Consider the following 25,930-nt stretch of genomic DNA (forward strand, 5'->3'; position numbering starts at 1 on the left):
CCTCCTAGAACGGCCGACCGTTGGCGGTGTTGCCGCGGACGTCGATGTCGGTGCTGCCCTCGGTGCCGACCACGGCGTCGGGGTCGTCGACCGGGCCGCGCAGGCGGTTGCCGCGGAAGGCGCCGCCGGTGACGCCCTCGAACGAGGCGGCGCGGACGGTCGCGGAGAGCTCGAAGTCGTTGTCGACGACCACGACGTCGGCGGGCGGTCCCGTCGGGCGCCCGCCCGGGGTCGGCGCGGTGCCGCCGGCCAGGGCGTTCACCACGACGATCTCGCTGGTGTTCGACCCGGCCAGGAACGTGTTGCCCTCGATCCGGATGTGCCGCGCGCCGCCGATGAGCTGGACGTGCGAGTTCTGCTCCAGGCCCGCGGACGCGATGCGGTTGCCGGTGATCACCACGCCGTCGCTGTAGTCCTCGACGTGCACGGCCTCGAGCGCGTAGCCCGTGACGGTGTTGCCACGGATCGTGACGTCGCGGTTGGTGGCGACGCCGACGGCGAAGCCGCGGGCCTGGGGGTCGCGGAACTCGCAGCCCTCCACCAGCACGGTCGTCGTCGCGCCGTTCGGGCTGTTGAACTCGAGGTCGGTCTCGGCGTTGCCCACGAACCGGCAGCGCGCCACCGCGACGTCCTCGGTGCGTCCGGTGGAGTCGTTGGTCTGGAACAGCCCGTAGGTCATCGAGGTGACGACGGAGTCGGTCCAGCGGAACGCCCGCGCGGTCGCCCCGTCCACGGTGCCCAGCTGCACGCCGTGGCAGAACTGGTCGGGCCACCGGTCGGTGTGGCCGACGAACGCCATCCGGGACAGCGTGAGCCGCTCGGTGGCGGCGAGCCGGACGAACACGCAGGGGACGTCGCCGCCGCGTTCGAGCACGAGCCCGTCGAGGGTGACCCCGGGCGCGACGGGCGCGCAGAACACGCCGAACTCGCCCGGGGCGGGGCCCTCCAGCCGGACCGTCGAGCGTCCGGGGTCGCCCGCGACGGTGACGCCGGCGGCGGGCGCGAACGGCTCCCCGAGCCGGTAGCGGTAGGTCCCGGCGGGCAGGTAGAGCGTGCCCTGCCGGCCGTTCGCGTCGTTGAGGCCGTCCCGCAGGGCGGCCGTGTCGTCGGCGACGCCGTCGCCGCGCGCGCCGTGGTCGCGGACGTCCACCACCGGGCCCTGCGCGAGCGGCGCACCGCCGGGCAGCGGCGGCGGGGTGACGGGGCCGCGGCGCGGCGCGGCCTCGCCGCAGGCCGCGGTGGCGCCGACGGCGAGCAGGGCGCCGGCGGTGGCGAGGCCCCCGGCGCCGGCGAGGAGGGCGCGTCGCGTCAGCCCGGGGGTCACGGGGCCGCGCTCTCGACGGGCCGGGGTGCGATGGTCGCCTCCGGTCGCCGGCTCGTGAGCAGCAGCGCCGCGCCGACGACGAGGATGAGCTCGAGCGGCAGCCGGTAGCGGGCCAGCGCGAAGAAGACGGCCGGGACGGCGAGGCTGGTGACGACGTAGCCCGCGACCAACCACACGCGGGCCCGCGCCTCCGGGTCGGCCGACCGTCGCCACCACCGCACCCAGCCCCACACCCCGAGCACGGCGACCACCAGGTAGCTGCCGAGGTAGACGGGGTTGGTACTGCGCGGGTCGGAGAGGTCGACCGTGACCTGGGCGAGGAGCTTGCGGGCGTCGAACAGCACCGTGCCGACGGGGTCGCCCGCGATGTGGTCGAGCGCCGCCTCGCGGAAGACGGCGTCGCGGTCGGCCTCGTAGGCGCGCGTCACGGGGAGCGCGGCGAGGCGGGCCTCGATGTCCGGCGGCGGGGCGGCGTCCTTCTGGGAGCCCGAGGCGCCCGGGTGGTTGCCGATCCAGAGGTTGTAGCCGCCCGTCGTCGCGGTGGTGACCACCGGCTCGCCGAGGACCGCGGAGTTCCGCACCGCCCAGGCCGCCGGCAGGACCGCGGCCACGACGACGACGGCGGCCGCCACGGCCAGGCGCGAGCGGCGGTCGGCGACCAGCGGGCGGGCGAACACGGCGGCCCACACCGCCACCAGCGGGATGAGCACCACGGCCTCGGAGCGCAGCAGGCACAGCAGGCCCAGCCCGGCGGCGACGGCGAGCAGGCGCCGCCACGTCGCCCCGCCGGCGAGGACCGCCAGGCCGGCGAGCAGCCACGTCTCGAGCGGGAGGTAGAGGTTCGCCGCCGAGACCTGGGTGGCGAGGTAGACGAACGTCGGGAGCACCGCGAGCACGAGGCACGCGACCCGCGCGGCCGCCGGCCCCGCGAGGGTCCGGACCAGCACGGCGAGGCCGAGCAGGCCCACGGCGGCCAGCAGCGTGTTGACCACCCGCACGATCCACACGACGCCCTCGGGCCCCAGCGCCAGCGCCCGCGCGAGCAGGGTCGCGCCCGCCACGACCACCACGTAGGCCGGGGGCATGAACGCTCCGGGGACGTAGGTCGCGCCGGGCACGTACCCCTCGACCACGCCGGTCGGGGTCAGCGAGAAGTAGCTGTAGCCGTCGCCGTTCACCCAGTTCCGGGCGATGACGCCGAACTCGTAGAGGTCCACGTCGCCCGGGTCGAGCACGAGCCCGGCGGCGAGCCGCAGCACGACGAGCAGCGCGAGGCTCACCGCGAGCGGCACCCGCGCGAGGCGGGACCCGAGGGCGAGCAGCGCGGTCACGACGTCAGCGCGGCCAGGTCGGCGTCGACCATGAGGTGGGCGAGGTGTTCGGGCATGGTCTGGGCTTTCCACCCGAGCTCGCGGTGGGCCTTGGAGGCGTCCCCGATCAGGGCGTCGACCTCGGTGGGGCGCAGGTAGGTCTCGTCGAACCGGACATGCTTCTCCCAGTCCAGGCCCACGCGCTCGAAGCACCACTGCGTGAACTCGCGGACCGTGGTGGCGGTCCCGGTGGCCAGCACGTAGTCGGCCGGCTGGTCGGCCTGCAGCATCCGCCACATGCCCTCGACGTACTCCGGGGCGTAGCCCCAGTCCCGCACCGCGTCCAGGTTCCCCAGGAACACGTGCTCCTCGAGGCCGGCCTTGATCCGGGCGGCGGCGCGGGCGATCTTGCGGGTCACGAACGTCTCGCCGCGCCGCGGGGACTCGTGGTTGAACAGGATCCCGTTGACCGCGAACAGCCCGTGCGCCTCCCGGTAGTTCCGCGCCATCCAGTACCCGTAGACCTTCGCCGCCCCATAGGGACTGCGGGGGTAGAACGGGGTGTCCTCGTCCTGCGGGGGCGGGGTCGCCCCGAACATCTCCGACGACGACGCCTGGTAGTAGCGGGTGTCGACCCCGACCATCCGGATCGCCTCCAACAGGCGAGCCGTCCCGACGCCGGTGGTGTTGCCGGTGTACTCCGGCTCGTCGAAGCTCACGCGCACGTGCGACTGCGCCGCCAGGTGATAGACCTCGTCCGGGCGCACCTTCTCGATCAACGTCACCAACCGCGAGCTGTCGGTCAGGTCGCCGTAGTGCAGCACCAGCCGCTGATCTTTCTCGTGCGGATCCTGGTACAGGTGATCGATCCGGGCGGTGTTGAACGTCGAGGAACGCCGGATGATCCCGTGCACCTCGTAACCCTTCCCGAGCAACAACTCGGTCAGGTACGACCCGTCCTGCCCGGTGATCCCGGTGATCAACGCACGCTTGGTCATCGCGTCCCCTCTCCGGGTCGAGCTCCCCTATCGGCGTGCTCCCCTTGATGCTGCGTCTCCCGAAGCTGCTCGAGGAACCACTGGTAGGTCGACGCCAGCCCTTCGGCCAGCCCGATCGTCGGCTTCCAGCCCAGCGCCTGCAGGCGCGAGACGTCGAGCAGCTTGCGGGGTGTGCCGTCCGGGCGGGAGGTGTCGTAGACGATCTCGCCGCGGAAACCGACCGTGTGGGCGACGAGCGCGGCGAGGTCGGCGATCGGGACGTCCTCGCCGACGCCGACGTTGATCGGCGCGGGGTCGTCGTAGGTCTCGAGCAGGTGCAGGCACGCCGAGGCGAGATCGTCGACGTGCAGGAACTCGCGGCGCGGCGTCCCGGTGCCCCACACCGTCACCGTCGGCGCGCCCGAGACCGTCGCCTCGTGGAACTTGCGCATCAGCGCCGGCAGGACGTGGGACTTCTCGAGGTCGAAGTTGTCGCCCGGCCCGTAGAGGTTGGTGGGCATCGCCGAGATCCACGCCCGCCCGTACTCGCGGCGGTAGGACTGCACGCCCATGATCCCGGCGATCTTCGCGATCGCGTAGGCGTCGTTGGTGGGCTCGAGCGCCCCGGTGAGCAGGGAGTCCTCGCGGATCGGCTGCTCGGCGAACTTCGGGTAGATGCACGAGGAGCCCAGCAGCAGCAGGCGCGGCACCCCGACGCGGTGCGCGGCGTCGAGCAGGTTGGCCTGGATGCGCAGGTTGTCGTGGAGGAACTCGACGGGCTCGGCGGCGTTGGCCGCGATCCCGCCGACCCGCGCGGCGGCGTCGACGACGATCGCGGGCGCGGTGTCGTCGAGGAAGCGGGCCGTGGCCTCGGCGTCGCGCAGGTCGACCTGCGCCGAGCGCACCCCGACGACGTCCGTGAACCCGGCGGCCCGCAGGTGCCGGACCACCGCCGAGCCGACGAGCCCGGACGAGCCCGCGACGAACACGCGGGCGTCGCGCGGCAGTGGCCGGCCGAGCTCCCAGCCGTCCAGCGGGTCAGGCGATGCGTCGGTCACGGTGTACCTCCGGGGAGGGGGTGCGGGCGGCGGCGAGACCCTCCACCCAACGCTGGTAGTCGCGACGGGCCGCGGCGGCACCGAGGTGCTCCTGCGCGTAGGCGCGGCCGGCGGTGGCCAGCGCCCGGGCGCGCGCAGGATCGGCGGCGATGTCGCGCACGGCGTCGAGCAGATCCTGGGGCCGGCCCGGATCGACGCGCACGCCGCCCCCCGATCGACGGACCTCGGCCGCCGCGGCGCTGCGCTCCCAGGAGGCGGCGACGACGGGGCGGCCGGCGGTGAAGTACGAGGTCAGCTTGCTGGGCACCGACATCTCCGCGACCGTCGTGGCTTCGTTGACCAGCAGCACGTCGGCCGCGGCGAGGGCGTCGGGGAACCGGTCGCCGGGCAAGGGGTCGAGGAACTGCAGCGGCGCGACCCCGGCGCCGAGCACCTCGAGCGCCGCGCGCTGGTTGCCGTCGCCCATGAGCACGAAGCGGACCGGCGCGCCCTGCTCGCCGGCCCGCCGCGCGGTGTCGACCACGTTCTCCAGCCCCTGCTTGAGGCCCATGTTGCCGGCGTGCAGCACGACGACCTCGTCGTCGCGCCAGCCGAGCGCGCGGCGTGTGGCGGCGCGGTCGCCCGTGGCCGGCGGGACGTGGGACCAGTTGCGGATGACGGTCACGCGGTCGCGCTCCACGCCCAGGGCGGCGAGACCGTCGCCGAACTGCTCGTGCACCACGGCGACGCCGTCGGCCTGCCGCATCAGCCAGCCCTCGAGCCGCGCGGCGGCCCGCCCGGCGCCGTCGGAGGCGATGCCGGTCTCGGCGACGGCGCGGCTGTAGAGGTCCTGGGTGACGACGCCGAGCGCCGTGCGGCCGCGGCGGCGCCAGCGCAGGCCGGCGAGCACGGTGAGCAGCACGGGGCTGACGGCGACGACGACGTCCGGCCGGCGGACGCCCTGTCGGCCGACCGACGCCGCGTGGAGGGTGAACGTCGCGTCCATGAGGGCGCGGCGCAGGGCGCTGGGGGAGCGGGGGACCGGATGGCGCACCCGCGTGACGGGCACGCCGGCGTCCGTCTCGTGGCGGCGCAGCCCGGTGTAGCCGTCGTGCACCGACCACTGCGGGTAGTGGGGGTAGCCGGTCACCACGCGGACCCGGTGGCCCGCCCCGGCCAGCGCGGCGACCATCCCGGCGGTGTACGGGGCGTTGCCCGTGTGCTCGGGCGGGTAGTGCATCCCGAGCACGAGGACGTCGAGTGCGGCGTCCATCGGCGTTCGTGCCCTCCTTCGCCACGACCGTCGTCGCCCGAACCGGGGACCGGGGCTGGTCCGGGCGGCGCAGCCGTTGACCGCGCCGCTGATCACCCAGACGATAACAGCGTGTCGTCCCAAGACCCCGCGATCACCCTGACGTCGGCATCACAGTCGACGTCAGGTGACGATGTGCAACCGCGGGTCTCGGTGTGCATTCCGCTTTACCAGAAGGTCGACTACATCGGTCGGACCATCGACAGCGTCCTCGCGCAGACGTTCACCGACTTCGAGCTGGTCGTCGTCGACAACGCGACCACCGACGGCTCCGCGGACGTCCTCGCGGGCTACGACGACCCCCGCCTGCGGGTGGTCCGGCACGCCGAGACGGTCCCGCAGATCGCCAACTTCAATGCCGCGGTGGCCGCCACGCGGGCCCCGCTGGTCAAGGTGCTCAACGCCGACGACCTCATCGAGCCCGACGCCCTCGCGCGGCAGGTCGCGGTGATGGACGCCGAGCCGGACGTCGCCGTCGTCTCCAGTCGGCACCACCTCGTCGACGACCGCGACCGGATCGTCGCCCGCGACCGCACCCTGCGCACCCCAGACCTCCTCGGCCGGCAGGACCGGGCGAGCGTCGTGCGCCGCGTGGTCCGCCACGGCGGGAACCCGCTCGGCGTGCCGGGGAACATGCTGTTCCGCCGGTCGGCGTTCGACCTGGTCGGAGGCTTCCCCACCGACGAGCCGTTCGTCCTCGACGTCGCCCTCGCCGTGCGCCTGACGACCGTCGGCGACTTCTACGGCCTGCCCGAGACGCTCTCGCGGTTCCGGCTCGCGTCGGGCTCGATGACCAGCTCGGCGCGGCGCCGCAACCTCGCGGCCCAGCGGGTGTTCGTCCGGCGGCTCGGGCGCGACCACGTCGACGTGGTCCGGCGCCGTGACGTGGTCCGGGGCCTGGCGCGGTGGCCGCTGACCTGGCTGCGCCACCAGGTGCTCATGTCGGCGTCGTCCGACCCCGACTCGCGCACCCACCGCCTCGCCGCGCGGCTGCTCGCCCCGCGGGGACGGCGGGATCCCGCCTCGGATCCGTCCGGAGACGATCGTCATACGAACCGGAATCCCGCGTCGTCCTGAGTTGGGGATTCTCACGCTGAGCGATCATCGCCGTTACGGCATGTGGCCGAGCAGATTGTCGCCGTCCTGACCAGCCCCTTCACCCGATGGTGGATCGGCCGCTAGATTGCCGATCGCTCGATCGGGTGACCTTGCGCTGTATCGCCGCGGCGGAGGGCTCTCGTGTGCTCCCCCACGAGAAGGGCGATGCGTTGGGACCGGTGACCGCGTGACCAGCATGCGGGAGACGACGCACGGGGCGGCGGCGCGGCACGACCCGCGGCCGCCGCCGCGGACCGACCGCGCACCGCGGCGCTTCGAGGAGCCGGCCCTGCCGGTCCCCGCCCGGCCCCTGCTCGGGTTCCGGAGCGCCGTGCACTGGCAGGCGTGGATGCTCGTGCTGCCGGTCGACGCGGTCCTGCTCGCGGTGCCGGTGCTCTGGCTCCCGCAGTATGGCAAGGCCGTGCTGGCGATGACGGTGATCGCGCTCGCGCTGCTCTCGGGCGGCGGTCGCTACCGCGCGCGGCTGCACCTCTCGGTGCTCGACGACCTGCCGATGGTCATCGGCCGGCTGCTGGTGGCCGCGGCCCTCGTGGCGGCGGTCTTCGCGCTGCGCCACGACGGCGTCGGGGTGGAGTCGTTCCTGCTCATCGTGCTGCCGGGGCTGGGCCTCGTGGTGATCGGGCGGATGGCCACGACGCGGTTCATCCTCGCCGCCCGCAAGCGCCGCGTGGTCGCGCACCGCACGCTCGTGGTGGGCGGCGGCCCGCTCGCGGCCGACGTCATCGAGCTCCTGGCGCGCCACCCCCGCTACGGGCTGGCGGTGGCCGGGTTCCTGGACGACGGCCGCGACCCCGTGGCCGCCGAGCACGCGCCGCACGTCGGCACGCTGGCCGCGCTCGAGCGGGTGGTGGCCGAGAACGGCATCGACGTGGTGCTCGTGGCCGGCGGCGAGTTCGACGAGGCCGAGCTGCTCGAGCGCGTGCGCGCCCCCGAGTGCGCGGGCTGCGACCTGCTGGTGGTGCCGCGCCTGCCCGCCTTCGCCACCCAGACCGCGACCGGCGACCACATCGGCTCGGTGCCGATCACGCGCATCCGTACGCCCCCGCTCCACGGCGTGAGCTGGTCGCTCAAGCGCGCGTTCGACGTCGCCGTCAGCGCGCTGGCGCTCGTGGTGCTCGCGCCGGTGATGGCGGCGTGCGCTCTGGCCGTCCGTCTCGAGGGCGGTCCCGGCGTGATCTTCCGGCAGGCCCGCGTCGGGCAGGATGGGCGGCACTTCGAGTGCCTGAAGTTCCGCTCGATGCGCCCGGCGTCGGAGGCCGAGTCGGCGACGCAGTGGTCGGTGGTGGGCGACGGGCGCATCGGCCCCGTCGGCCGCGTCCTGCGCCGGACCTCGCTCGACGAGCTCCCGCAGCTGTGGAACATCCTGCGCGGCGACATGACGCTGGTCGGCCCGCGCCCGGAGCGCCCGCACTTCGTGGAGAAGTTCTCCTCGGAGCTCCCGCGCTACGACCACCGCCACCGCGTCCCGTCGGGGCTGACGGGGCTGGCGCAGGTGTCGGGGCTGCGCGGCGCCGACACCCCGATCTCCGACCGCGCCCGGTTCGACAACTTCTACATCGAGAACTGGTCGCTCTGGCTCGACGCCAAGGTCCTCCTCCGCACCATCGCCGAGGTCCTCTTCGTCCGGGGTCGCTGAGGGGAGTGCGAGCAACGTGGCATTGCTGGCGTCTCACGCCAGGATCGCCACATCCTCGCCGGGACGACACGCCGGCGTGTCAGAACAGAGAACACAGCACGCCGATAGGGGCCACGCTGACGTTCATCGTCAGGAAAGCCGCCACGATCATGGGGCTCAGGTCGCGGCGGGTGAGCCCCGGTGCCGCCGGTAGTGCCGTGCGACGCGGGCGCGGTTGCCGCACCCCGCCGAGCACCACTCCCGCCGCGGGTGGTGCGCCACGAAGTACAGGACGCACCCCGGCGCCAGGCACGCGCGCAGAGGCGGCCCGCCGTCGGCGAACAGCTCGACGCCCTGCTGCGCGATCAGCGAGACCACCGCGTCCGCGGACGACGCAGCCGAGCGCGTGACGCGGACCAGCGCGCCGTCGCCGGCCCGCTCCAGCGCTGCCCACGACGGTGCCGTGGCGGCGATCGCGTCGATCGTGTCCACCGCCTCGTTCGACCCGACCGGCGAGCGCCACGACGTCCGCGGGTCGCCGGTGACGTCGGCGGCCAGGCGACGCAGCGCGTCGCGCAGCTCCCGCAGGCGCGGCAGCGCCGCCCGGTCGTCGTCGGACGTCCCCGCGACGGTCAGAACGGGCGCGGACCGTGCCACAGCGAGCCAGACCCGCGCCTCGCCGTCGTCATCGAGCGCGTCGTACTGCCCGTCCCGGTCGGCCCACACCGTGTTCATCAGCTCGACCGGCCATGGCTCGCCCATCAACGGCGCACTCGTCGGCACGACGACAATCCTAACGGCTCGAACGGTCGCCAACCATTTGACGACCGCTGTCCCGACACGCCATGCTGCTAACGGCACGACCCGCCACTACCGTTAGGAGCGAGATGGACACCGGCTTCCACGAGGGCGAGCGCGCCGTCCAGGAGCGCGCCGGCACGCGCGCGGACGCCGAGCGCCTCGGCGGCATGCTCGACGCCCCTGACCTCACGGCCGGTGTCGGCCGGTTCCTGGCCGAGCGCACGTTCGCCGCGATCAGCGCCCGCGACGCCGACGGCCGGCTCTGGACGTCGCCGCTCAGCGGCGCCCCGGGCTTCCTGCGCGCCGTCGACGCCACGACGCTCGCCGTCAACGCGACGCCGCCCGCGGGCGACCCCCTCCATGCACTCCCCGCCGGCCAGCCGCTCGGCATGCTCGCGATCGAGTTCGCCCGGCGCCGGCGGGTGCGCGTGAACGGCACGCTCACCGACGTCACCAAGGACGGTCTGACGGTCGCGGTGGAGCAGGCCTACGGCAACTGTCCGCGGTTCATCCACCCCCGCGACCTGGCGCCGTCCGCTCCCGCCTCGAGCGGCGACGTCCGGCGCGGCCCGGCGCTCACCACGGCCGACCAGGACCTCGTCACCGGCAGCGACACCTTCCTGCTCGGCACCACCCACCCGACCCGCGGCAACGACGCGTCGCACCGCGGCGGACCGGCCGGGTTCGTCCACGTCACCGACCCGCGGACGCTGTGGTGGCCCGACTATCCGGGCAACAACATGTTCAACAGCTTCGGCAACCTCGCCGTCGACCCCGAGGCCGCGCTGCTGTTCCTGGACTTCACCACCGGCGCGACGCTGCACCTCTCCGGCACGGCCGTCGTCGACTGGTCGGCCGCCGGCGACCTCGACACCGGCCGCCGGGTGGAGTTCCACGTCGAGGCCGTGGCGAGCGGCTCGACGATCCCGCTGCGCGCTGGGCCGTCCTAGCCGCCCACGATGTGCTCGACGTCCGTCACCCGCGCCGGGTCACCGAGCATCGGCCGGAACGGCCGCGGCGCGTCCCGGTAGCGCGCCTGCCGGTCCACGACGCTCGACGCGACGGTCGTGCCGTCGGCGGGGGAACGGGGGTGGCGCGGCAGGTAGCGGTAGACGCCGCGCATCGCCAGGTGACGCCGGCCGAGGGCGTCGGGGTCGATCGCGTCGGGGAGGTCGAGGGCCAGGCCGTAGCGCCGGGCCCGGGCCACCATCCACGCCAGCGTGACGTCGGCGAGGCGGTGGTCGCTGTAGCCGCCGCCGACGTCGGAGTGGACGCCGGTGAACCACACCTGCTCGAGCTCCTGGCCGCTCTCGGTCGGGTCCCACAGCGTCGGGGCGAACGATCCGCGCCGCTCGTGCATCGCCAGCGCCTGGAACGCGCCGTCGACCTGCCCGGACAGCGCGGTGTCGTGGAACCGGTAGCGGCGGTTGGCGAGGTCGGTCAGCGGCAGCCCGGTGAGCGGGACGCCGAGGGCGCCGACGGTGTCGAACACCCCGATGAACCGGATGCGCGTCTCGTGCGAGAACGACCGCCGGAACAGCGCGGCCTCGACCTCGCTGGGGTGCTGCTCGGGGTCGCGTGCCCGGTAGAGCGCGTAGGCGTCGTCGAGGCGGTAGGCGTGCTCGCGGCGCAGGATGCCGCAGTTGCGGACGAAGCCCGCGGTGCTCCGCGCGGTGAACGCGCCGCGGCTGAAGCCGAAGAGGAAGATCTCGTCGCCGGGCTCGTAGGTGTCGACGAGGAAGTGGTAGGCGTCCCGGACGTTCTTGGCGACGCCCGCGCCGAACACACCGCCGATCAGCCGGTCGAGCCGCCCGCCGGTGCCGACGCCCTTGTCGTAGAAGAGGCGCTGGGGCGTCCCATCGGCGTCGTGCTCCGCGACGGCGCGGGCGATCCGGGAGATGTTGGTGGGGCAGGGGACGTGGTGCTCGTCGACCTCGTCGGGCGTGTTCCACGTGCCGTCACAGCAGACCACGAGACGCTTCACTTGCTCGAACCACCGAGGCGCCTCGCCGTCTCCTGGAACTCCCGGCGACTGCGCTCGACCCTCGGCAGCTCGTCCAAGTAGATCTTGCGGGTCTTCCGGCCGGCGATCTCCAGCGGCGCGGTGTCGAGGACGAGGAGGTCGACGCCGGCCGGGAGCAGGACCTCGAACGAGGCCGGAGCCGACCCACCCGAGTACGAGGCCACGTCGACGTCGGAGTCGGGACGGTGCGTCCCCGTGGCGTGGCTGCCGTGCAGGAGCGCGAACCGTGCTCCCGCCGCCCGCAGGGCGGCCGTGACCTCCTGCTGCAGCTCAGGAGGCACGCCGCCGGTCACGGCGCCGAGTGTGGCACGTCGGGCCGACGGCGAGCTGGCATGATCCGCGCGGTGAGTGACCCGCCGCCCCGCGCGCTCGTCACCGGCGCGTCGTCGGGCATCGGGGCCGCGCTGGCCCGCGAGCTCGCAACCCGTGGCCACCCGCTGGTCCTGGTCGCCCGCCGCGGGGACGCGCTCGAGCGGCTCGCCGCCGAGCTCCCGACGCCGACGGACGTCGTCGTCGCCGACCTGGCCACCGAGGAGGGACTGCGGACGGTCGAGGACCTGATCACCGACACCGCCGATCCCGTGCGGCTGCTCGTCAACAACGCCGCCACCGGCGCCTTCGCCCGGCTCACCGAGCAGGACGCCGCGACGCTCGACGCGACCGTGCACGTCAACGTGCTCGCGCCGCTGCGCCTGTCCCGCGCCGCGCTCAGACGCATGGACGGCCGCGGCGGGATCATGATGATCTCCAGCCCGGTCGCCGTCGGCACGGTCGGCCTGACGGCCTACGCCGCGTCCAAGGCCTTCCTCGACGCGCTGGGCCGCGGGCTGGTCGCGGAGGCGCCGGCCGGCGTCCGGATCACCACCGTCGCGCCGGGCTACACCCGCACCGAGTTCCACGACCGCCTCGGCGAGGACGTCTCCGGCATCCCCGACCGCTGGTGGCTGACGCCCGAGGACGTCGCCCGCACCGCCCTCGACGCGCACGCCCGCGGCGAGCAGCGCGTCGAGCCGGGCCGGCCGTCGACCGCTCAGCGCGCCGTGCAGAAGGCGCGCCGGCTCACTCGCCCCGTCACCGCGCGGCTCCGCCGACGAGGAACGTCGGGGAGCGCCTGAGCGGGCCTCAGAACGGCGGCGGGTCGTCGTGGTGGCCAGGGCGGCGTCGCGGCGGGTCCGGCCGGGCGCGCGGGGCCGGCCCGCGCGGGTACGGGTCGCCGTCCCAGATCGGGTCGTTGGTGGCGTACCCGTACGGGGTGTCGTCGGAGGGGTGGTCGGGTGGGTCCGGATCGGGGAGCGCGTCGAACAGGACCTGGGGCGCGCGGTGATAGGTGTGGCCGGTGGGGCTGGTCCAGCTGAAGTGACCGGGTCGGGGTTGGCGGAGGCACCACCCCGGCCGGTCCTTCAGCAGGTGGTCGTGGAGACACAGCGGCCCGAGGTTGCCGTCGGCGGTGGGGCCGCCCGCGCCGTGCGGGAGCGTGTGGTCGATCTCCGCGTCGACCGCGGGACAGTGGCACGACGGGAAGACGCACGTGCCGTCGCGCATCTCCGTCCACCGGCGGAGCGCGCTGCTCGGGAACCGGCCGTCCTCCGGCCGTAGTGCCTCGGCGGCGCGCCGCCTGGCCCACTGCTCCCGGAGATCGCCCAGCACCCGGACCCACGCGAGCTCGTGATCGGGACCGAGCCGGTCGAGCTCGGCCTCGCTGACGTGCAGCTCGACCACCGCCCGCGGCATGCCGGGTGGGTCCGGGTCCTGGGGTGTGGTGGTGCAGCGGGTCGGTCGGCGGCGGGTGACCAGGGTCGCGACCAGGGCCCCCGTGTGGTCGGTGATCGCGACCCGCCACTCGGCGTCGGCGTGCTCGGCCACCAGCTCGCGGGCCTGCCCGGCGTGGACGGTGCCCCACCCGGGGAGGCGGGCGGGCTTCTCGTCGTGCCCGAGCAGGGTCGAGAGCCGCACGCGGATCTCGAAGCGGGACTGCCGCGGGCCGCGCCGCCGATCCGCGGCCGGCTCCTCGGCGCCGGCCTCCACCCCGTTGGCGTCCGGCTCGTCGGCGTCCAGCTCGTCGCGATCCGGCTCGTCGCGATCCGGCTCGTCGCGATCCGGCGCCGCTGGATCGGGAGGTGCGTCCGCGGGATCGTGGCTGAGGTGATCGGCCGGGTCGTCCTCGTCGGCCAGGGCGAGGACGGCGGCGACGATCTCGTCGTCGGTGGCGCCGCTGAGGGCCGGGTCGAACCGGGTGGTGAGGACGTCGCCGCGGATGGTGTCGATCCGTCCGGGGTGGCCGAGCGCCTTGACCCGCGCGGCGAGGCGGTTGATCTGGCGGGTCATGCGCGTGCCCGGCGAGAGCGGCAGATCCAGCCCGCACACGTTCACCGTGCCCGCGGCGGTGACGGTGGCCCGCACCCGCCGCTGGCGTCGCGCGTTCTCCTCGCGCCGGCGAGCCCAGTCCGGATCGATCGCCATCGCCAGCTCGCGCAGCCGCTCGATGAGCGCGCGGTAGGTCATCCCGGCCGCCACCGGCAGCACCTCGTGGATCACCTTCCCGGCGTGCTCCCCGGAGAGATCCCCCGTCTCGCGCACGATGTGCTCGATGCGCTTCTGGTCGAGCCGGCCCGCGGCCCACCGGGCCCCGAGCTCCGGATGCCGGACGGCGGCGTCGGCCAGCGTGAGCACCGCGGCCGTGGCGGTGCGCGACAGCGAGAGCCGGGCCCGCAGCTCGTCGCCCCCGTCGGCCGCCTCCCGCTCGGCGCGGCCGCCCGGCGCCTCCGGGTCGGCCAGTGCCGCCTCGCGGGCGGCGGCGTGGAAGCGCGCCTGCTGGTGGGACAGCTGGCGGGCCTCGGCGTCGACCAGCCGCACGGTGTCGTGCGGGGCGAGCCGCGTGCGGTCGACCGCGGCCAGCGCGGCCGCCAGCTCGGCGCCGGCGGGCATCACGTCGATGCCCGCCGGCAGCGGCTGGAAGCCGGTGGAGGCCAGGGTGTCGAACACGTGTTCGATGATACCTAGGACCCCCGACAGCGACCGTCAACTCCGCGAGATCCGCACCTCGTGCCAAGCCCCACGTCTCAGGTCGGCTGCCCGACCCGTCGCAACGACTCCCGTCCGAAGGCCGCCCACAGCATCCGTGGCGTCACCAGCGCGTAGGGGATCACGGCGTGCGGGTCGACCAACGCTGGCAGCACGCGCGGTGGAGCGAGGGGCTCCGGCGCACTCGGGACGCCGGTCGCGCGACGGAAGGCGACCGCGGCCGACGACGCGATCGCCCCCGCCGCGTGGTGCAGGAACCCCCGGTCCTCGCGCGCCAGCACCCCCAGCAGCCGCGCCAGCGACCGTCGGCGGGGCTCGTCGAGACCGTCGACCACCCGCGCGATCGCCCGCGTCACCCGCCCCGACCACCGCGTCCGCGCGAGGTCCCCGAGCCCGCTGACGGTGGCCGCCGGCGGTGTCATCTCCGCCCGGGTGAACGGTCGCCCGTACGCCGTCGCCGCGAGCTCCGCGCAGTAGTAGCTGGGGGCGTCGTCGGACGCGGCCCACGTCGCGGCGACCGCGCGAGCCGCGCCGAAGAGGCGCTCGGCGCGGGCCTGGTCGGCGACCTGCAGCTCGACCGACCGCAGGGCCGCGGCGACGGTCACGAGCTTGACCACCGAGAACGAGGCCGCCTCGCCGCGGCGGGGACGGAAGCGGGCCAGGTGCTCGAGGGCGCGGGCGCGCAGGTCGTCGGGCATCGCCACGGTGTAGAGGTCGCGGTGGGGCCGGAACTTCTCGAACGGGTCCCAGCGCACACCGCCGAGCTCCATGCTGCCGGGGAGACGGCGGGTGAGGGCGCTGGCGAGGTGGGTAGCCGGCCCCTCACGGCCGTCGACGCGCACCGCGATCCCCGAGTGGGACAGGCACGTACCGTCGAGCAGTTGCATCATGCGGCCGAGCGGCTCACCCGGAATCTGGGTGACCAGCAGTAGGTCCCCGGGACGAACGTCTCGTGGATCCGTAACACGAGGAGCCGTACCGTCCGAAGCCACGGTCACGGAACGTGCTGATGGAGGGACGATGTCGATCTCGCCGCCGGAGCTGCGCATCCGGGTGTTCGGCGAGGTCAGCATCGAGGGCGCCTCCGGGGCGGTCGGTCACCCGGGGCGCCGGTTACGGACCCTCCTGGCCCTGCTCGCGGCCGCGTGCCGGGGCACGGTGGCGGTGCCGTCGCTGATCGACGAGATCTGGGGTGAGGACCTCCCCGAGCGGCCGGACGGCGCGCTGCAGGTGCTGGTCAGCCGCCTGCGCCGCGAGGTCCCCGACGAGGGGACGCGACTGCCGATCCCGCCGATCGGCGAGACCTACCGGCTCGACCTCCCGCGCGACGCCGTCGACCTGCACCGCTTCCACGACGACGCCGCGGCCGCCCTCGACCCCGAGGCCTCGCGCGAGACGGTCCTCGACCGCGGGCAGGCAGCCCTCCGCACCTGGCAGGGCGAGCCCTTCGAGGGCACCCCGGTCGGCCCGCGCCTGCAGGCCGAGCGCGTCCGCGCGCACGACCGCCGGCTGCGCCTCGTCGAGCGCATGGCGGGTGTGCTGCTCGACCTCGACCGCCCCGCGGAGGCGGTCGACCTCGTCGCCGACGACCTCGCCGCCGACCGCTCCCGCGAGCGCCTCGCCGTCCTCGTCGCCTCGGGCCTGCACCGCCAGGGGCGCACGAGCGAGGCCCTCGACGTCCTCGCCGCCACCGGCGACCACCTGCGTGACGAGCTCGGCGTCGAGCCCGGCCACGACATCGAGGACCTCCGGCTCCGCCTGCTCGCCCCCGTGCCGAGCCGCCATCCGCGTCCCACGCTCGTCGGGCGCGAGGAGGAGCTGCGCGCCGTCCGCGCCCTGCTCGAGAACCCCGACGCCGGCGCCGTCCGCCTCGTCACCGGCGAGGCGGGCATCGGCAAGACCGCCCTGCTCCAGGCCGCGCAGCGCGACGCGTGGGTGCACGGCGCCTGCGTCGGCGGCGGCACCTGCGACGGCGACGCCCCGCCCTGGTCGGCCTGGGCCGAGGTGCTCGACGAGCTCGGCGTCGCCCCCGTCCACCCCGGCGAGCCCGCCCCCGGCCGCGCCCTGCGGCAGCGCCTGTCCGGACGCGGGCCGGTCCTCGTCACGCTCGACGACGCGCACCTCGCCGACTCGGTCACCCTCGCCGCCCTGCGCGGCCTCGCACGGGCCGGGCTGCCCGCCGGCGTGGTGGTGCTCGTCGCCGCCCGCGAGCCCGACGCCGTCGCCCACCCCGCCTGGAGCGCGACGCACGCCGAGATGGCGCTGCTCGAGTCCGTCAGCGACGTCGCGCTCCCCGAGCTGGGCCGCGCCGCGGTGCGCCGGCTCGTCGTCGGCGGGCTGCCCGGCCTCGCCCCCGACGGCGCCGGCCGGGTCGCCGAGGCCCTGTGGGAACGCACGCACGGGCACGCGTTGCACGTCGCGGCCGTCATCGAGTCGCTGTCCGGGCTCGACGAGCCCGACGGGGAGAAGGCGTGCGACGAGCTCGCGTCGGTCATCCCCGCCCGGCTGCGGCCCCTGCTCGACCACCAGCTCGCCGGCCTCGACCCCGCCGCCCGGGAGGCCCTCGAGTCGCTCGCCGTGCTCGCCCCGCTCTCGCTGGCCGAGCTCGGCACCATGCTCGAGATCGCGCCCCGCACGCTGTCGGCGTACCTGCGCGCCGCCGTCGACCGCGGGCTGCTCGCCCCGACCGACGACGGGTTCGCCTTCCGCCACGCCCTGACGCGCGACGCCGTCCTCGACGCCGTCCCGCCGGCGAGCGCGCAGACGCTGCACCACGCCCGGTACCGGGCCCTCGTCGCCGACCCGGCGACCGAGCCGTTCACGCTGCTGCGCCACGCCGTCGGCGCCGGGCCGCTGGTGGCGACCCAGGAGCTGGGTGACGCCCGCCTGGCCGCCGGCGTCGCGGCGTACCGCCAGGGAGCGCTCGAGGAAGCCCTGGCGCAGCTCGACGCCGTGCTCGAGACGTCGCACCCCAGCTCGGTCGCCCTGCACCGCGGGCTCGTGCTCGAGGCGATGGGTCTGCAGGAAGACGCGGACGAGGTCCTCGACGAGGTCGTCGAGCAGGCGGTCGCCCGCCAGGAGCTCCCGGCCGCGGCGCACGAGCGCGAGGTCGACGACCCTGTGATCGCGGACGCGGTCGTCGCCGCCGTCGGCGACGACGCGATGGGCATCAACGTCGCCGGCCGCCCCCGACGCGCCCGGCGGCTGCGGCGCGTCCGGACGCTCCCGCTCGCGCCGCGGCAGCGCGCCGAGGTCCTGCGCAGCCTGATCCTCGAGGAGGAGCAGCTCAACGGCGACGTCGGCGACCCCACCGCCCTGCCCGAGCTGCTCGCCCTGGCCGCCGACGGGTTCGACGACCCCCGCCTGCTCGCCGGCGTCCGCCTCCTGGAGGCGAACCACCTCGTCGACGCGCCCGTGCCGGCGACCCAGCGGCTCGCCGTCTGCGAGGAGGCCTGCCGGCTCGCCGTCGCGGCGGGGGAGGACGCGGTGTGGTTCGAGGCCGAGGAGCTGCGCATCGCCGCCCTGCTCGCCGCGGGCCGGCTCGACGACGCCCTCGCCGCGCGCCGCGACCTCGAGCCCGTCGCCGTCGACCGTCACCGGCCGCGGACGATGTGGATGGTCTCCCTGCTCGACGCCGGGCTGACGCTCGCCCGCGGCGACGCCGAGGAGGCCGACGCCGCCGCGCTCGCCGCCCTGCACCGGGGCCAGGAGCTCGGGCTGCCCGACGCCGTCGGGGCCTACGGGGTGCACCTGCTGGTGCGCCACCTGCTCGCCGGCACCCTGCCCGCGCTCCAGGGCCTGCCCGCCGGCGCGGCGTCGCTGTACCCGCTGGTCGCGGCCTGGTCGGCCGCCGCCGCGGTGGACGCCGCCGTCGCCGGGGACCTCGAGGCCGCCGCGTCCCACCTCGCCGACTGGCACCGCAAGCGCGAGGGGCGCGAGGGCGCGCTGTTCGACCGCCCCGGCCTCTGCCTCGCCGCCTGCGCGGCCTTCGCGCTCGGGGACGTCCCGACCGCCGAGGTGGTGCGCCGTGACCTGCCCGCCGACCCGGAGGCCGTCGTGGTGGTCGGCATCGGCGCCGCGACGTTCGGCCCGCTCGCGCTCTACCAGGGCCTCGTCGCCGCCGTGCTCGGCGAGCGCGCCGAGGCCCGCCGGCAGTTCGGCGTCGCCGCCGGCCTCGCCGAGCGTCTCGGCTGGGCGCCCTGGACGGACGCCGCCCGCGGTCTCGCCCGCCTCGTGCGGGGTGGGGCCGGGCGCCCGGCGGGAGTCCCCCCGCACCTCCCACCGGACGCCCGTCCGCTCGGGCTGCTCCCGCCGTCCTGACGTACCCCCCTCGCCAGGCCGGGCGGTGGCGTCACCCGTCGGCCCGGGCCCGGTGCGGCGGCTGCGCGGAGCGATCCACATCGGTCCGCTCCCTCCCGCCGCCGGGTCCGGGACCCGTGACGCAGAGCTAAACCGGTGGCGCTTTCACCGACCTTTCGCCCGTCACGGTCGCTGACAGCACCGTCTCGCCCGAACGGACTAGCGGGTGTCGGCTCGGCGAAGCGCGCCCGTCTGCGTGTCTCGTCGGCGGGCAGGTCCGAGCCACTCGGACGAGTGACTCATCGTTCCGTTCGATGTCAATAGTGAAGATCTGTAGCGTTAGCCAGTCACTCAGCGATACGGCTCACGCAGGGCTGAACGGGTGAACCGGCGTCATGAAACGCCGCGTGTCTCTGCGACTCGCCGGAGAACGAGACCACGTGGTGTGTAACAACCTGGCCAACACCACGCGATAGCGGGTCATCGACGCCAGTACCGCGTTCAACGAAGAGCTCGGCGAGGGCGTCATCCGGTTGGGTGGTCCGTCACCATCCGTGATGCCTGGGGGGACATCGAGATGAGCGCTGGTCTGGACCTGTCGGAATCGATCGAGATGCCGGCTCCGCGGCCCCGCACGAGCCTCGCCGATGTACCGAGCGTCACCGCACGCCCCAGCTCGCGTCGCTGGCGCCGCCGCCTCGCGCAGACCGTCGTCGCCACCGACCTCGCGGTCATCGCGACCATCGCCATCGTCGCCACGCTGATCGGCGGCTGGGGCGTTATCTCCGGCCTGCAGAACAGCCTCGTGGCCGCGGCCCTCGTCCTGGCCGGCATGACGGCCTTCCGGGCCTGGGACCGCGGGGTCCTCGGCCAGGGCGCCGAGGAGTTCAACCGCGTCTTCCGCGGCACGGCCGCCGCCGCCATCGCCCTGGCCCTCGCCGGCATGGCCCTCAAGCTCGACACGGTCCGCCCCTGGATCTTCGGGATCATCCCGGCCACCGGCGCCGGCCTGTTCCTCGGCCGCTACCTCGTGCGCCGCGTGCTGCACCGGGCCCGTAGCGAGGCCGGTCGCTGCATGTCGTCGGTGCTGGTCGTCGGCTCCGAGACCGCGATCGCCGACCTCACCGCCCGCACCCGCCGCGTGCCGCACCACGGCTGGACGGTCGTCGCCGCCTGCACCTCCACCGGCACCGCCGGCGCGACCGAGATCGACGGGGTCCCGGTCGTCGGCGACCTCGACGATGTCGCCCGGCACGTGCACGAGCTCGGCATCGAGGTCGTCGCCGTTGCCCCGACCCCGGGGTGGACCCCGAAGCGCCTGCACAGCCTGGCCTGGGACCTCGAGGGCGAGGGCGTCGAGCTGGTGGTCGACCCGGGCCTCATGGAGATCACCGGCCCTCGCCTGCACGTCGCCCCGGTCGACGGCCTGCCGCTGCTGCGCCTCACCGAGCCGCGCTGGGGTGGCCCCGCCCGCATGGCCAAGAACCTCTTCGACCGCGCCGCCGCCGCTGTGCTGGTCTTCCTGCTCCTCCCGGTCTTCGGAGTCCTCGCGGTGCTCATCCGACGGGACGGCGGCCCGGTGTTCTACAAGCAGGAGCGCGTCGGCCGCGCCGGCAAGACCTTCCGGATGATCAAGTTCCGCTCGATGGTGGTCGACGCCGACCAGCAGGTCGCCGCGCTCGCCGCCGCCAACGAGGGCTCCGGTCCGCTGTTCAAGATGAAGCGCGACCCGCGCGTCACCCGCATCGGCGGCCTCCTGCGCCGGCTCTCGCTCGACGAGCTCCCGCAGCTGTTCAACGTCATCGGCGGCTCGATGTCGCTGGTCGGCCCTCGGCCCGCGCTCCAGCGCGAGGTGGCCACCTACACCGAGGACGCCCTCCGCAAGCTCTGCGTTCGCCCGGGCCTCACCGGTCTCTGGCAGGTCAGCGGCCGCTCCGACCTCACCTGGGAGGAGTCGGTCCGGCTCGACCTCCGCTACGTCGAGAACTGGTCAGCCGCCCTCGACGTCTCGATCCTCTGGAAGACGGTCGGCGCGGTGTTGCGCGGCCGCGGCGCCTACTGAACGCGATCAGGTGGAGGGCCGAGTGATCGCCCGACGGACTGAGGTACCGTTCGCCCAAGTGACGGCTAGATAACGCTTGATCGCGGTCGGGGGGCCACCATGACTCTTCAGAGTTACTTGCGTGCGATTAGGGATCGATGGCTTCTGGTCGTTGCGACCACCGTCTTCGGTGTCGGCATCGCCGTTGCGGTCTTCCTGATCCGCCCTGTCGAGTACACGGCAGAGACCTCGTTGTACGTCTCGGCGCAGGCGACAGGCGGGACGCAGGAGGCGTTCCAGGCCGCCCAGCTCTCAGAGCAGCGCGTGGCGTCGTACACAGAGCTCGCGACTAGTCCGCGCGTGACGATGGAGACGATCCGGCGACTTGCTCTTCCAGATCGGCCCGAGCAGCTCGCCCAAAGGCTGACCGCTACTTCTGCCCTCAACTCGATCCTCATCAACGTCTCCGCGACGGACCGCTCGCCCAGCCAGGCATCACGGATCGCCGACACTGTCGGTTTAGTCACCTCGGAAGCGGTCTACGAACTCGAGCGCCAGGGCGGCCCCGGCAGTCCCGCGCCAGTCAGCGTTCGCCTCGTCCAGCCGGCGCCCCTGCCCGACTCGCCGTCGACGCCGGGGCTGCCCGTGACGGTCATGCTCGGCCTCGTTGCTGGTCTTCTCCTCGGGCTCGGGGCGGCGGTCGCCCGCCATTCCCTTGACACGTCAATTTCCTCCCGAGAGGTCTTGCGCAACTCCTCCGGACTTCCAAACCTCGGCGAGATCCCGTACGACGTCAAGGCGGCGGCTGGAGAGTTTGGCCCTGGAGGACTCCAGTTCAGCGCTCGAGCGGAGGCCGCTCGGCAGCTGCGGACAAATCTGCAGTTCGTCGACGTGGACAAGCCCCGTCGAGTCCTTCTCGTCACGAGTGCCGTTCCCGGGGAGGGCAAGACAACGTTGGTGATCGATCTCGCTCTTGCGCTCTCCGCCGCCGGTCACAAGGTGCTGGCGATCGACGCGGACCTCCGCCGTCCACGGTTGGCTGACGCACTCGGACTCGAGGGCTCGGTCGGTCTCACTTCCGTCCTCGCAGGACGAGCGCGGCTCGACGGGGCAGTCCAGACGTGGCAACGGTCGTTCGACCTGCTCCCGAGCGGGCCGCAGCCACCAAATCCCAGCGAGTTGTTGGCCAGCAGGCAGATGCGGCAGCTCCTCGACGAGGCTCGAGCACGCTATGACTTCGTCGTCGTCGACTCGCCGCCACTGCTTCCCGTCACAGACGCGGCCGCAATCGCCCCGTCGACAGACGGAGCCTTGATCGTCAGTCGTTTCAGGACGACGAAGACGTGGCAGGTCAGCCGGTCCGTCTCAGCGCTCCGCGCAGTCGCGGTCGAGCCTCTCGGGACTGTACTGACCATGGCTCCAGAGGCCGCTGGCGGTGAGTACGGCTACTCAACTCCTCCGACGGTTATTCCGTCCAGCACAGACCCCTTGCGCGACGTGCCAACCGGGCAGTCACCGAGCCCACGACCTCGCGGGCCGGTCTCCGCCCCGGCACATCGCCGGGCGTCGAGCCCGGTGGACGAGGACACGGAGATCACGCGGACATGGCAGAACTAACTGAGCGCACCCGCCCAGCCCGCCGTGTGACGGTCAGCGTCGTGATCCCGACCGTGAACCGGCCTCTGTTGGTGGTCCGCGCAGTGCGGAGCGCTCTGGCACAAACTGTTCCTCCCCACGAGGTGATCGTCGTGCTTGATGGCACGGACGATGAGGACGTATCTGGAGTTCGAGGCATCGCAGATCCGAGAATACGGCTCCTCAGCACCGGAGGGGGCTCTCACGACGCTGGCGCCACGGCGCGCAACCTCGGCATCCAATGCGCGACGGGCACTTGGGTCGCGTTGCTCGACGACGATGATGAGTGGCTGCCAAACAAACTCGAGCGCCAGTTGGCGGCAGTCGACCGTCCGTCCGGTGACGAGAACGTCGTGGTCAGCAGCATGGTGGAAAGGCGCTCGTCGCATCAGAGCACTGTCTGGCCGGTACGACCCATCGGACACGGCGAGCGTGTGGCGGATTACCTGTTCGTTCGCGAGGTTCCAGGCGAGGGTTGGCTTCCAACGCCGACACTGATGGTACCGCGGTGGGCAGCCGCGACAACTCCTTTTGATACTGGTCTCAAGCAGCACGAGGACCTCGACTGGTTGTTGCGTCTCGAGGCGCAGGGGGCTCGATTCGTAGTCGTGCCGGAGACCCTCGCTATCGTTCATGTCAGCAGCGGCGTTTCGTTGAGCAACTCCGCGCAATGGTTGGACTCGTTGAATTGGGCCCGCGATCGACGCGCAGCACTTGGCGAGCGGGCCTATAGCGCCTTCTGTCTTACTGAGGTATCGCGACTTGCTCGACGCCAGCCATCGCTCAAAGCCTTCGCCACGATTACTCAAGAGGCGCTATCCGCGAAACCAAGGCTGGTGGACGTGGCGCAGTTTGTCGTGAGCTGGCTGGTACCGGGTTCGCTGGCGGGTCGCATCAATCGCGTCCGACTGGCCTTCGCGGCGCGCCATTCGTGAGAGCGAGGATGCCGTCCGGCCGAGTTCTCATCGGTTTGAGCGATGCGGGAGTGTCGAGCCTGGGCAATCTATCTCTGTCGTGGATTGGTGCTCGCTTCCTCGAGATCTCGCAGTTCGGCGTACTCTCAACGGTTCTCTTTGCCGGTCTGATCTTCGCGGGTCTGTCGAAGGCCGGGCTCATCGATGGATACACCTTGAGACATTCCGACTCCCACACGCGGCGGGGGAATCTGGCGACGCGGCGGGCGCTAGGCGCTGTGCTCGTCTTCGGCCTCGCGAGCGCTGTGGGGCTACTTGCGGTAGGGGTTGTCACATCTCTCATCGTTGAGTTCCCTCCGGTTGCGCTGCTGTTGAGCCTTACCGTGCTCCCGCTCGTGATACAGGACGGCTTTAGGTGGCTCTGCTACGCGAACGCCGACGAAGGTCTCGCCCTGGTAAGCACGGTCGTATGGACAGGCGGGACCTGGGTGGGTGTCGCTCTGCTCGTTGCCCTCGACCACGTGACTCTTGCCCTGCTTGTTACGATCTGGGCCGGGAGCGCTGGACTCGGCGCACTGGTCGCGATGTCTTGGACTCGCACCTGGCCTGCGTTTCGCGGCGCGTGGCGCTGGTGGCGGGAGATCAACTCCATAGGTTCTAGAAGTTCTCTGGACTTCTTGCTGACGCAATCGGTCAGTATGGGCGGCGGCCTCGTTGTGGCAGCTGCAGCGGGACCTGCCGCTTTCGGGCTCGTGCGTCTCGCTCAGCTTCCCTTTGCGCCCATTCAGGTGCTGGTGATGGGAAGCATCGCGCTCATTCAGCCCTCTATGGTCATCCGCGTCCGGGAAGGCCGACCCGACACTGCCTTTAGCCTCGGACTCCGTGTATGCGCCGCGCTTGCGATCGCGACGCTTGGGATCACAGTTCTCGTCCTAGTCGTTCCGACAGATGTGATGATGGCAATCCTCGGCGAGTCCTGGCAGGAAGCCATGTGGCTTGCGGCCCTCGTGTCGGCCGCGATGCTTGGGTCGGTAGTGGGAGCTTGCTTCGGCCCATTCCTCCGCGCGCGAGGGCTGCTCGATTTCGAAGTGCGGTGGAAGGCCATTGCTAGCCCAACGAGCCTTCTCCTGGTGCTCGTGGGCGCGACCGTATGGGGCGCTGCTGGCGGCGCCGTCGCGCTGGCCGTCGGTGCCCTACTTTTCTCCCTGCCACTAGCGGCCCGAGCCCGGTCTTCGGTGTCCCCGACCTCGGCGAGGTATGCGCAATGACGGCCGTCGTTCTACCTACCCCTTACAGCTCGCCGACGATGTTGACGCTACTTCGTGCTCTGCTCGTGCTCCTAATTTGTGTCGTCAGCGTGGCTCCCTATGCTGGCGCCGACATTGCAATCACGCTCACCGGCGTCGCCGTAGGTCTTGCAGCGCTCCGACTTCCGCCTCAGCGGCTGGTCGGAGCCCGACCCGCTCTCTTGGTCGTTTTCGGCGCAACGTGCGTGCTCAGCATGGCTTGGTCAGTCGCTCCTTTCTCCACCTTGCCCTCAGCCGTGGCCATCCTGTCCATGACCGTTGCACTGGTTCTCGCACTCCGAGTGCTGTCTCGCCGTGAATTCCTGCTGACGATTTCCGTGGCCTTTCGAGTTGTTTTGATAGCTACGCTTCTCGTCGCCTTGGCTGTGCCGTCCGTTGGGCTCGTGGACGAGAACTACCAGACGGGTGCCCTCAAGGGCCTCTTCGTTCACCGTAATTTGCTTGCGTTCATGGCCTTGGTCGCTCTAGCGACCTTTCTCGTGGTGCGACGTTATCGGAGTCATCGTGCCTCCTTCTTCGATATCGGCCTCGCTGTCGTTTGTCTAGCTGGTGCTCAATCTCAAACGGTCTTCATCTCGGCCGCCGCGACGACCTTGCTGGTTCTCATGCTGCGCTGGACACGCCGCTACTCGGGATTCACCCGCGTTCTCCTGGGAACAGCTTCGTCGTGTGCGGTCGGACTGCTCGTCTATCTAGCTATCTTTGCGTTCGCCGACATCGCGAGCAGTCTCGGCAGGGACTCCACACTCACCGGGCGAACCGATGTGTGGCCAGCCGTGCTCGAGCAGATCGCCCGCACTCCAATACTTGGGCTCGGGTGGAATGCGCCGTGGCGTGAGGGTCAGCCTGAAACTCAACGCATGTGGCGTGCGGCAGGATTCAAGATGTACCACTCGCACGATGGATACCTCGACATGCTGTTGCAACTCGGCGTTGTCGGTCTCGGTCTTATGTCGATCGTACTTGTTGTAACTCTAATCGTGGGAATTGCAAGTTATGTGGGCCGTGGAGACGAGCTGGCTGTTTGGTCTACTTCATGTGCGATCGTGCTGGTTATGGTGAACTTGACCGAGTCTCCCTCTACTAACTTCTTTGGACACTTCGTGCTGGTGAGCGCTTTTCTTCTTGCTAGGCAGCGAAAGCCAGTGGCAACAGTCTCATATCGCCCGGTGTTCCTTGAGGGTGCGCGGTGAGG

At 72.6% G+C, this 25,930-nt stretch carries 20 protein-coding genes; 10 read left to right on the plus strand and 10 right to left on the minus strand.

Features of this window, described 5'->3' with window-relative positions; all coding sequences use genetic code 11:
• Positions 1-4 precede the first annotated feature (4 nt).
• Genes ABD994_RS00755 through ABD994_RS00775 form a run of 5 tightly spaced genes read right to left on the minus strand, consistent with a single transcriptional unit; the run spans position 5 to position 5,921 of the window.
• Positions 5-1,324, minus strand: coding sequence for a glycosyl hydrolase family 28-related protein (locus ABD994_RS00755; protein ID WP_345410301.1), 1,320 nt, complete (start codon positions 1,322-1,324; stop codon positions 5-7).
• Positions 1,321-2,655 (minus strand): glycosyltransferase family 39 protein, encoded by a 1,335-nt coding sequence (locus tag ABD994_RS00760; protein ID WP_345410303.1) that lies wholly within the window; start codon positions 2,653-2,655, stop codon positions 1,321-1,323. The genes ABD994_RS00755 and ABD994_RS00760 overlap by 4 nt, the downstream gene beginning before the upstream one ends.
• Positions 2,652-3,632 carry a GDP-mannose 4,6-dehydratase gene (gene gmd, locus ABD994_RS00765; RefSeq protein WP_345410305.1) on the minus strand — a complete coding sequence of 327 codons (981 nt, stop codon included), beginning with the start codon at positions 3,630-3,632 and terminating at the stop codon, positions 2,652-2,654. The genes ABD994_RS00760 and gmd overlap by 4 nt, the downstream gene beginning before the upstream one ends.
• The gene (locus ABD994_RS00770) at positions 3,629-4,669 is read right to left on the minus strand and encodes a GDP-L-fucose synthase family protein (protein WP_345410308.1); all 1,041 of its coding nucleotides are present in this window, start codon (positions 4,667-4,669) and stop codon (positions 3,629-3,631) included. The genes gmd and ABD994_RS00770 overlap by 4 nt, the downstream gene beginning before the upstream one ends.
• A complete protein-coding gene (locus tag ABD994_RS00775) occupies positions 4,650-5,921 on the minus strand; it encodes a glycosyltransferase family 4 protein (protein ID WP_345410310.1) in 1,272 nt (423 codons plus the stop codon). The genes ABD994_RS00770 and ABD994_RS00775 overlap by 20 nt, the downstream gene beginning before the upstream one ends.
• A gap of 192 nt (positions 5,922-6,113) precedes the next feature.
• Here ABD994_RS00775 and ABD994_RS00780 point away from each other — a divergent pair, with 192 nt between their 5' ends.
• Positions 6,114-7,037 (plus strand): glycosyltransferase family 2 protein, encoded by a 924-nt coding sequence (locus ABD994_RS00780; protein WP_345410312.1) that lies wholly within the window; start codon positions 6,114-6,116, stop codon positions 7,035-7,037.
• A 217-nt stretch (positions 7,038-7,254) separates the two neighbouring features.
• Positions 7,255-8,715, plus strand: a complete 1,461-nt coding sequence (locus ABD994_RS00785) for a sugar transferase (protein WP_345410425.1) — start codon at positions 7,255-7,257, stop codon at positions 8,713-8,715.
• Positions 8,716-8,871: 156 nt separating this feature from the next.
• Here ABD994_RS00785 and ABD994_RS00790 read toward each other — a convergent pair whose 3' ends face one another.
• Positions 8,872-9,477, minus strand: coding sequence for a CGNR zinc finger domain-containing protein (locus ABD994_RS00790; protein ID WP_345410314.1), 606 nt, complete (start codon positions 9,475-9,477; stop codon positions 8,872-8,874).
• 104 nt (positions 9,478-9,581) lie between these two features.
• Between ABD994_RS00790 and ABD994_RS00795 the strand changes: the two genes are divergently transcribed.
• A complete protein-coding gene (locus ABD994_RS00795; RefSeq protein WP_345410316.1) occupies positions 9,582-10,445 on the plus strand; it encodes a pyridoxamine 5'-phosphate oxidase family protein in 864 nt (287 codons plus the stop codon).
• Here the strand turns inward: ABD994_RS00795 and ABD994_RS00800 are convergent.
• On the minus strand, positions 10,442-11,479 hold the full coding sequence (locus ABD994_RS00800; RefSeq protein ID WP_345410318.1) for a DUF2235 domain-containing protein: 1,038 nt from the start codon (positions 11,477-11,479) through the stop codon (positions 10,442-10,444). The genes ABD994_RS00795 and ABD994_RS00800 overlap by 4 nt on opposite strands.
• Complete coding sequence (locus tag ABD994_RS00805; protein ID WP_345410320.1) at positions 11,476-11,811, minus strand: nucleotidyltransferase domain-containing protein; 336 nt, start codon at positions 11,809-11,811, stop codon at positions 11,476-11,478. The genes ABD994_RS00800 and ABD994_RS00805 overlap by 4 nt, the downstream gene beginning before the upstream one ends.
• Before the next feature lie 51 nt (positions 11,812-11,862).
• Here ABD994_RS00805 and ABD994_RS00810 point away from each other — a divergent pair, with 51 nt between their 5' ends.
• Positions 11,863-12,633: an SDR family NAD(P)-dependent oxidoreductase gene (locus tag ABD994_RS00810; protein WP_345410322.1), complete on the plus strand. Its 771-nt coding sequence runs from the start codon at positions 11,863-11,865 to the stop codon at positions 12,631-12,633.
• 7 nt (positions 12,634-12,640) lie between these two features.
• On the opposite strand, the gene ABD994_RS00815 is transcribed toward ABD994_RS00810, so the two are convergent.
• Both ABD994_RS00815 and ABD994_RS00820 read right to left on the minus strand, forming a co-directional pair.
• The gene (locus ABD994_RS00815; protein WP_345410325.1) at positions 12,641-14,500 is read right to left on the minus strand and encodes an HNH endonuclease signature motif containing protein; all 1,860 of its coding nucleotides are present in this window, start codon (positions 14,498-14,500) and stop codon (positions 12,641-12,643) included.
• A gap of 77 nt (positions 14,501-14,577) precedes the next feature.
• Positions 14,578-15,429: a hypothetical protein gene (locus ABD994_RS00820; protein ID WP_345410327.1), complete on the minus strand. Its 852-nt coding sequence runs from the start codon at positions 15,427-15,429 to the stop codon at positions 14,578-14,580.
• Positions 15,430-15,559: 130 nt separating this feature from the next.
• Between ABD994_RS00820 and ABD994_RS00825 the strand changes: the two genes are divergently transcribed.
• The 6 genes from ABD994_RS00825 (at position 15,560) to ABD994_RS00850 (ending at position 25,928) form a co-directional block, all read left to right on the plus strand.
• Positions 15,560-18,859 carry an ATP-binding protein gene (locus ABD994_RS00825; RefSeq protein ID WP_345410329.1) on the plus strand — a complete coding sequence of 1,100 codons (3,300 nt, stop codon included), beginning with the start codon at positions 15,560-15,562 and terminating at the stop codon, positions 18,857-18,859.
• Positions 18,860-19,415: 556 nt separating this feature from the next.
• Positions 19,416-20,900: a sugar transferase gene (locus tag ABD994_RS00830; protein WP_345410331.1), complete on the plus strand. Its 1,485-nt coding sequence runs from the start codon at positions 19,416-19,418 to the stop codon at positions 20,898-20,900.
• 99 nt (positions 20,901-20,999) lie between these two features.
• Positions 21,000-22,496, plus strand: coding sequence for a tyrosine-protein kinase domain-containing protein (locus tag ABD994_RS00835; protein ID WP_345410333.1), 1,497 nt, complete (start codon positions 21,000-21,002; stop codon positions 22,494-22,496).
• A gap of 41 nt (positions 22,497-22,537) precedes the next feature.
• The gene (locus ABD994_RS00840; protein WP_345410335.1) at positions 22,538-23,449 is read left to right on the plus strand and encodes a glycosyltransferase family 2 protein; all 912 of its coding nucleotides are present in this window, start codon (positions 22,538-22,540) and stop codon (positions 23,447-23,449) included.
• A gap of 50 nt (positions 23,450-23,499) precedes the next feature.
• Positions 23,500-24,696 carry an MATE family efflux transporter gene (locus ABD994_RS00845; RefSeq protein WP_345410337.1) on the plus strand — a complete coding sequence of 399 codons (1,197 nt, stop codon included), beginning with the start codon at positions 23,500-23,502 and terminating at the stop codon, positions 24,694-24,696.
• Between the two features lie 275 nt (positions 24,697-24,971).
• Positions 24,972-25,928, plus strand: a complete 957-nt coding sequence (locus ABD994_RS00850; protein ID WP_345410339.1) for an O-antigen ligase family protein — start codon at positions 24,972-24,974, stop codon at positions 25,926-25,928.
• Positions 25,929-25,930: the final 2 nt, after the last annotated feature.

Source organism: Actinomycetospora chlora (assembly GCF_039542135.1).
Lineage (GTDB): Bacteria > Actinomycetota > Actinomycetes > Mycobacteriales > Pseudonocardiaceae > Actinomycetospora > Actinomycetospora chlora.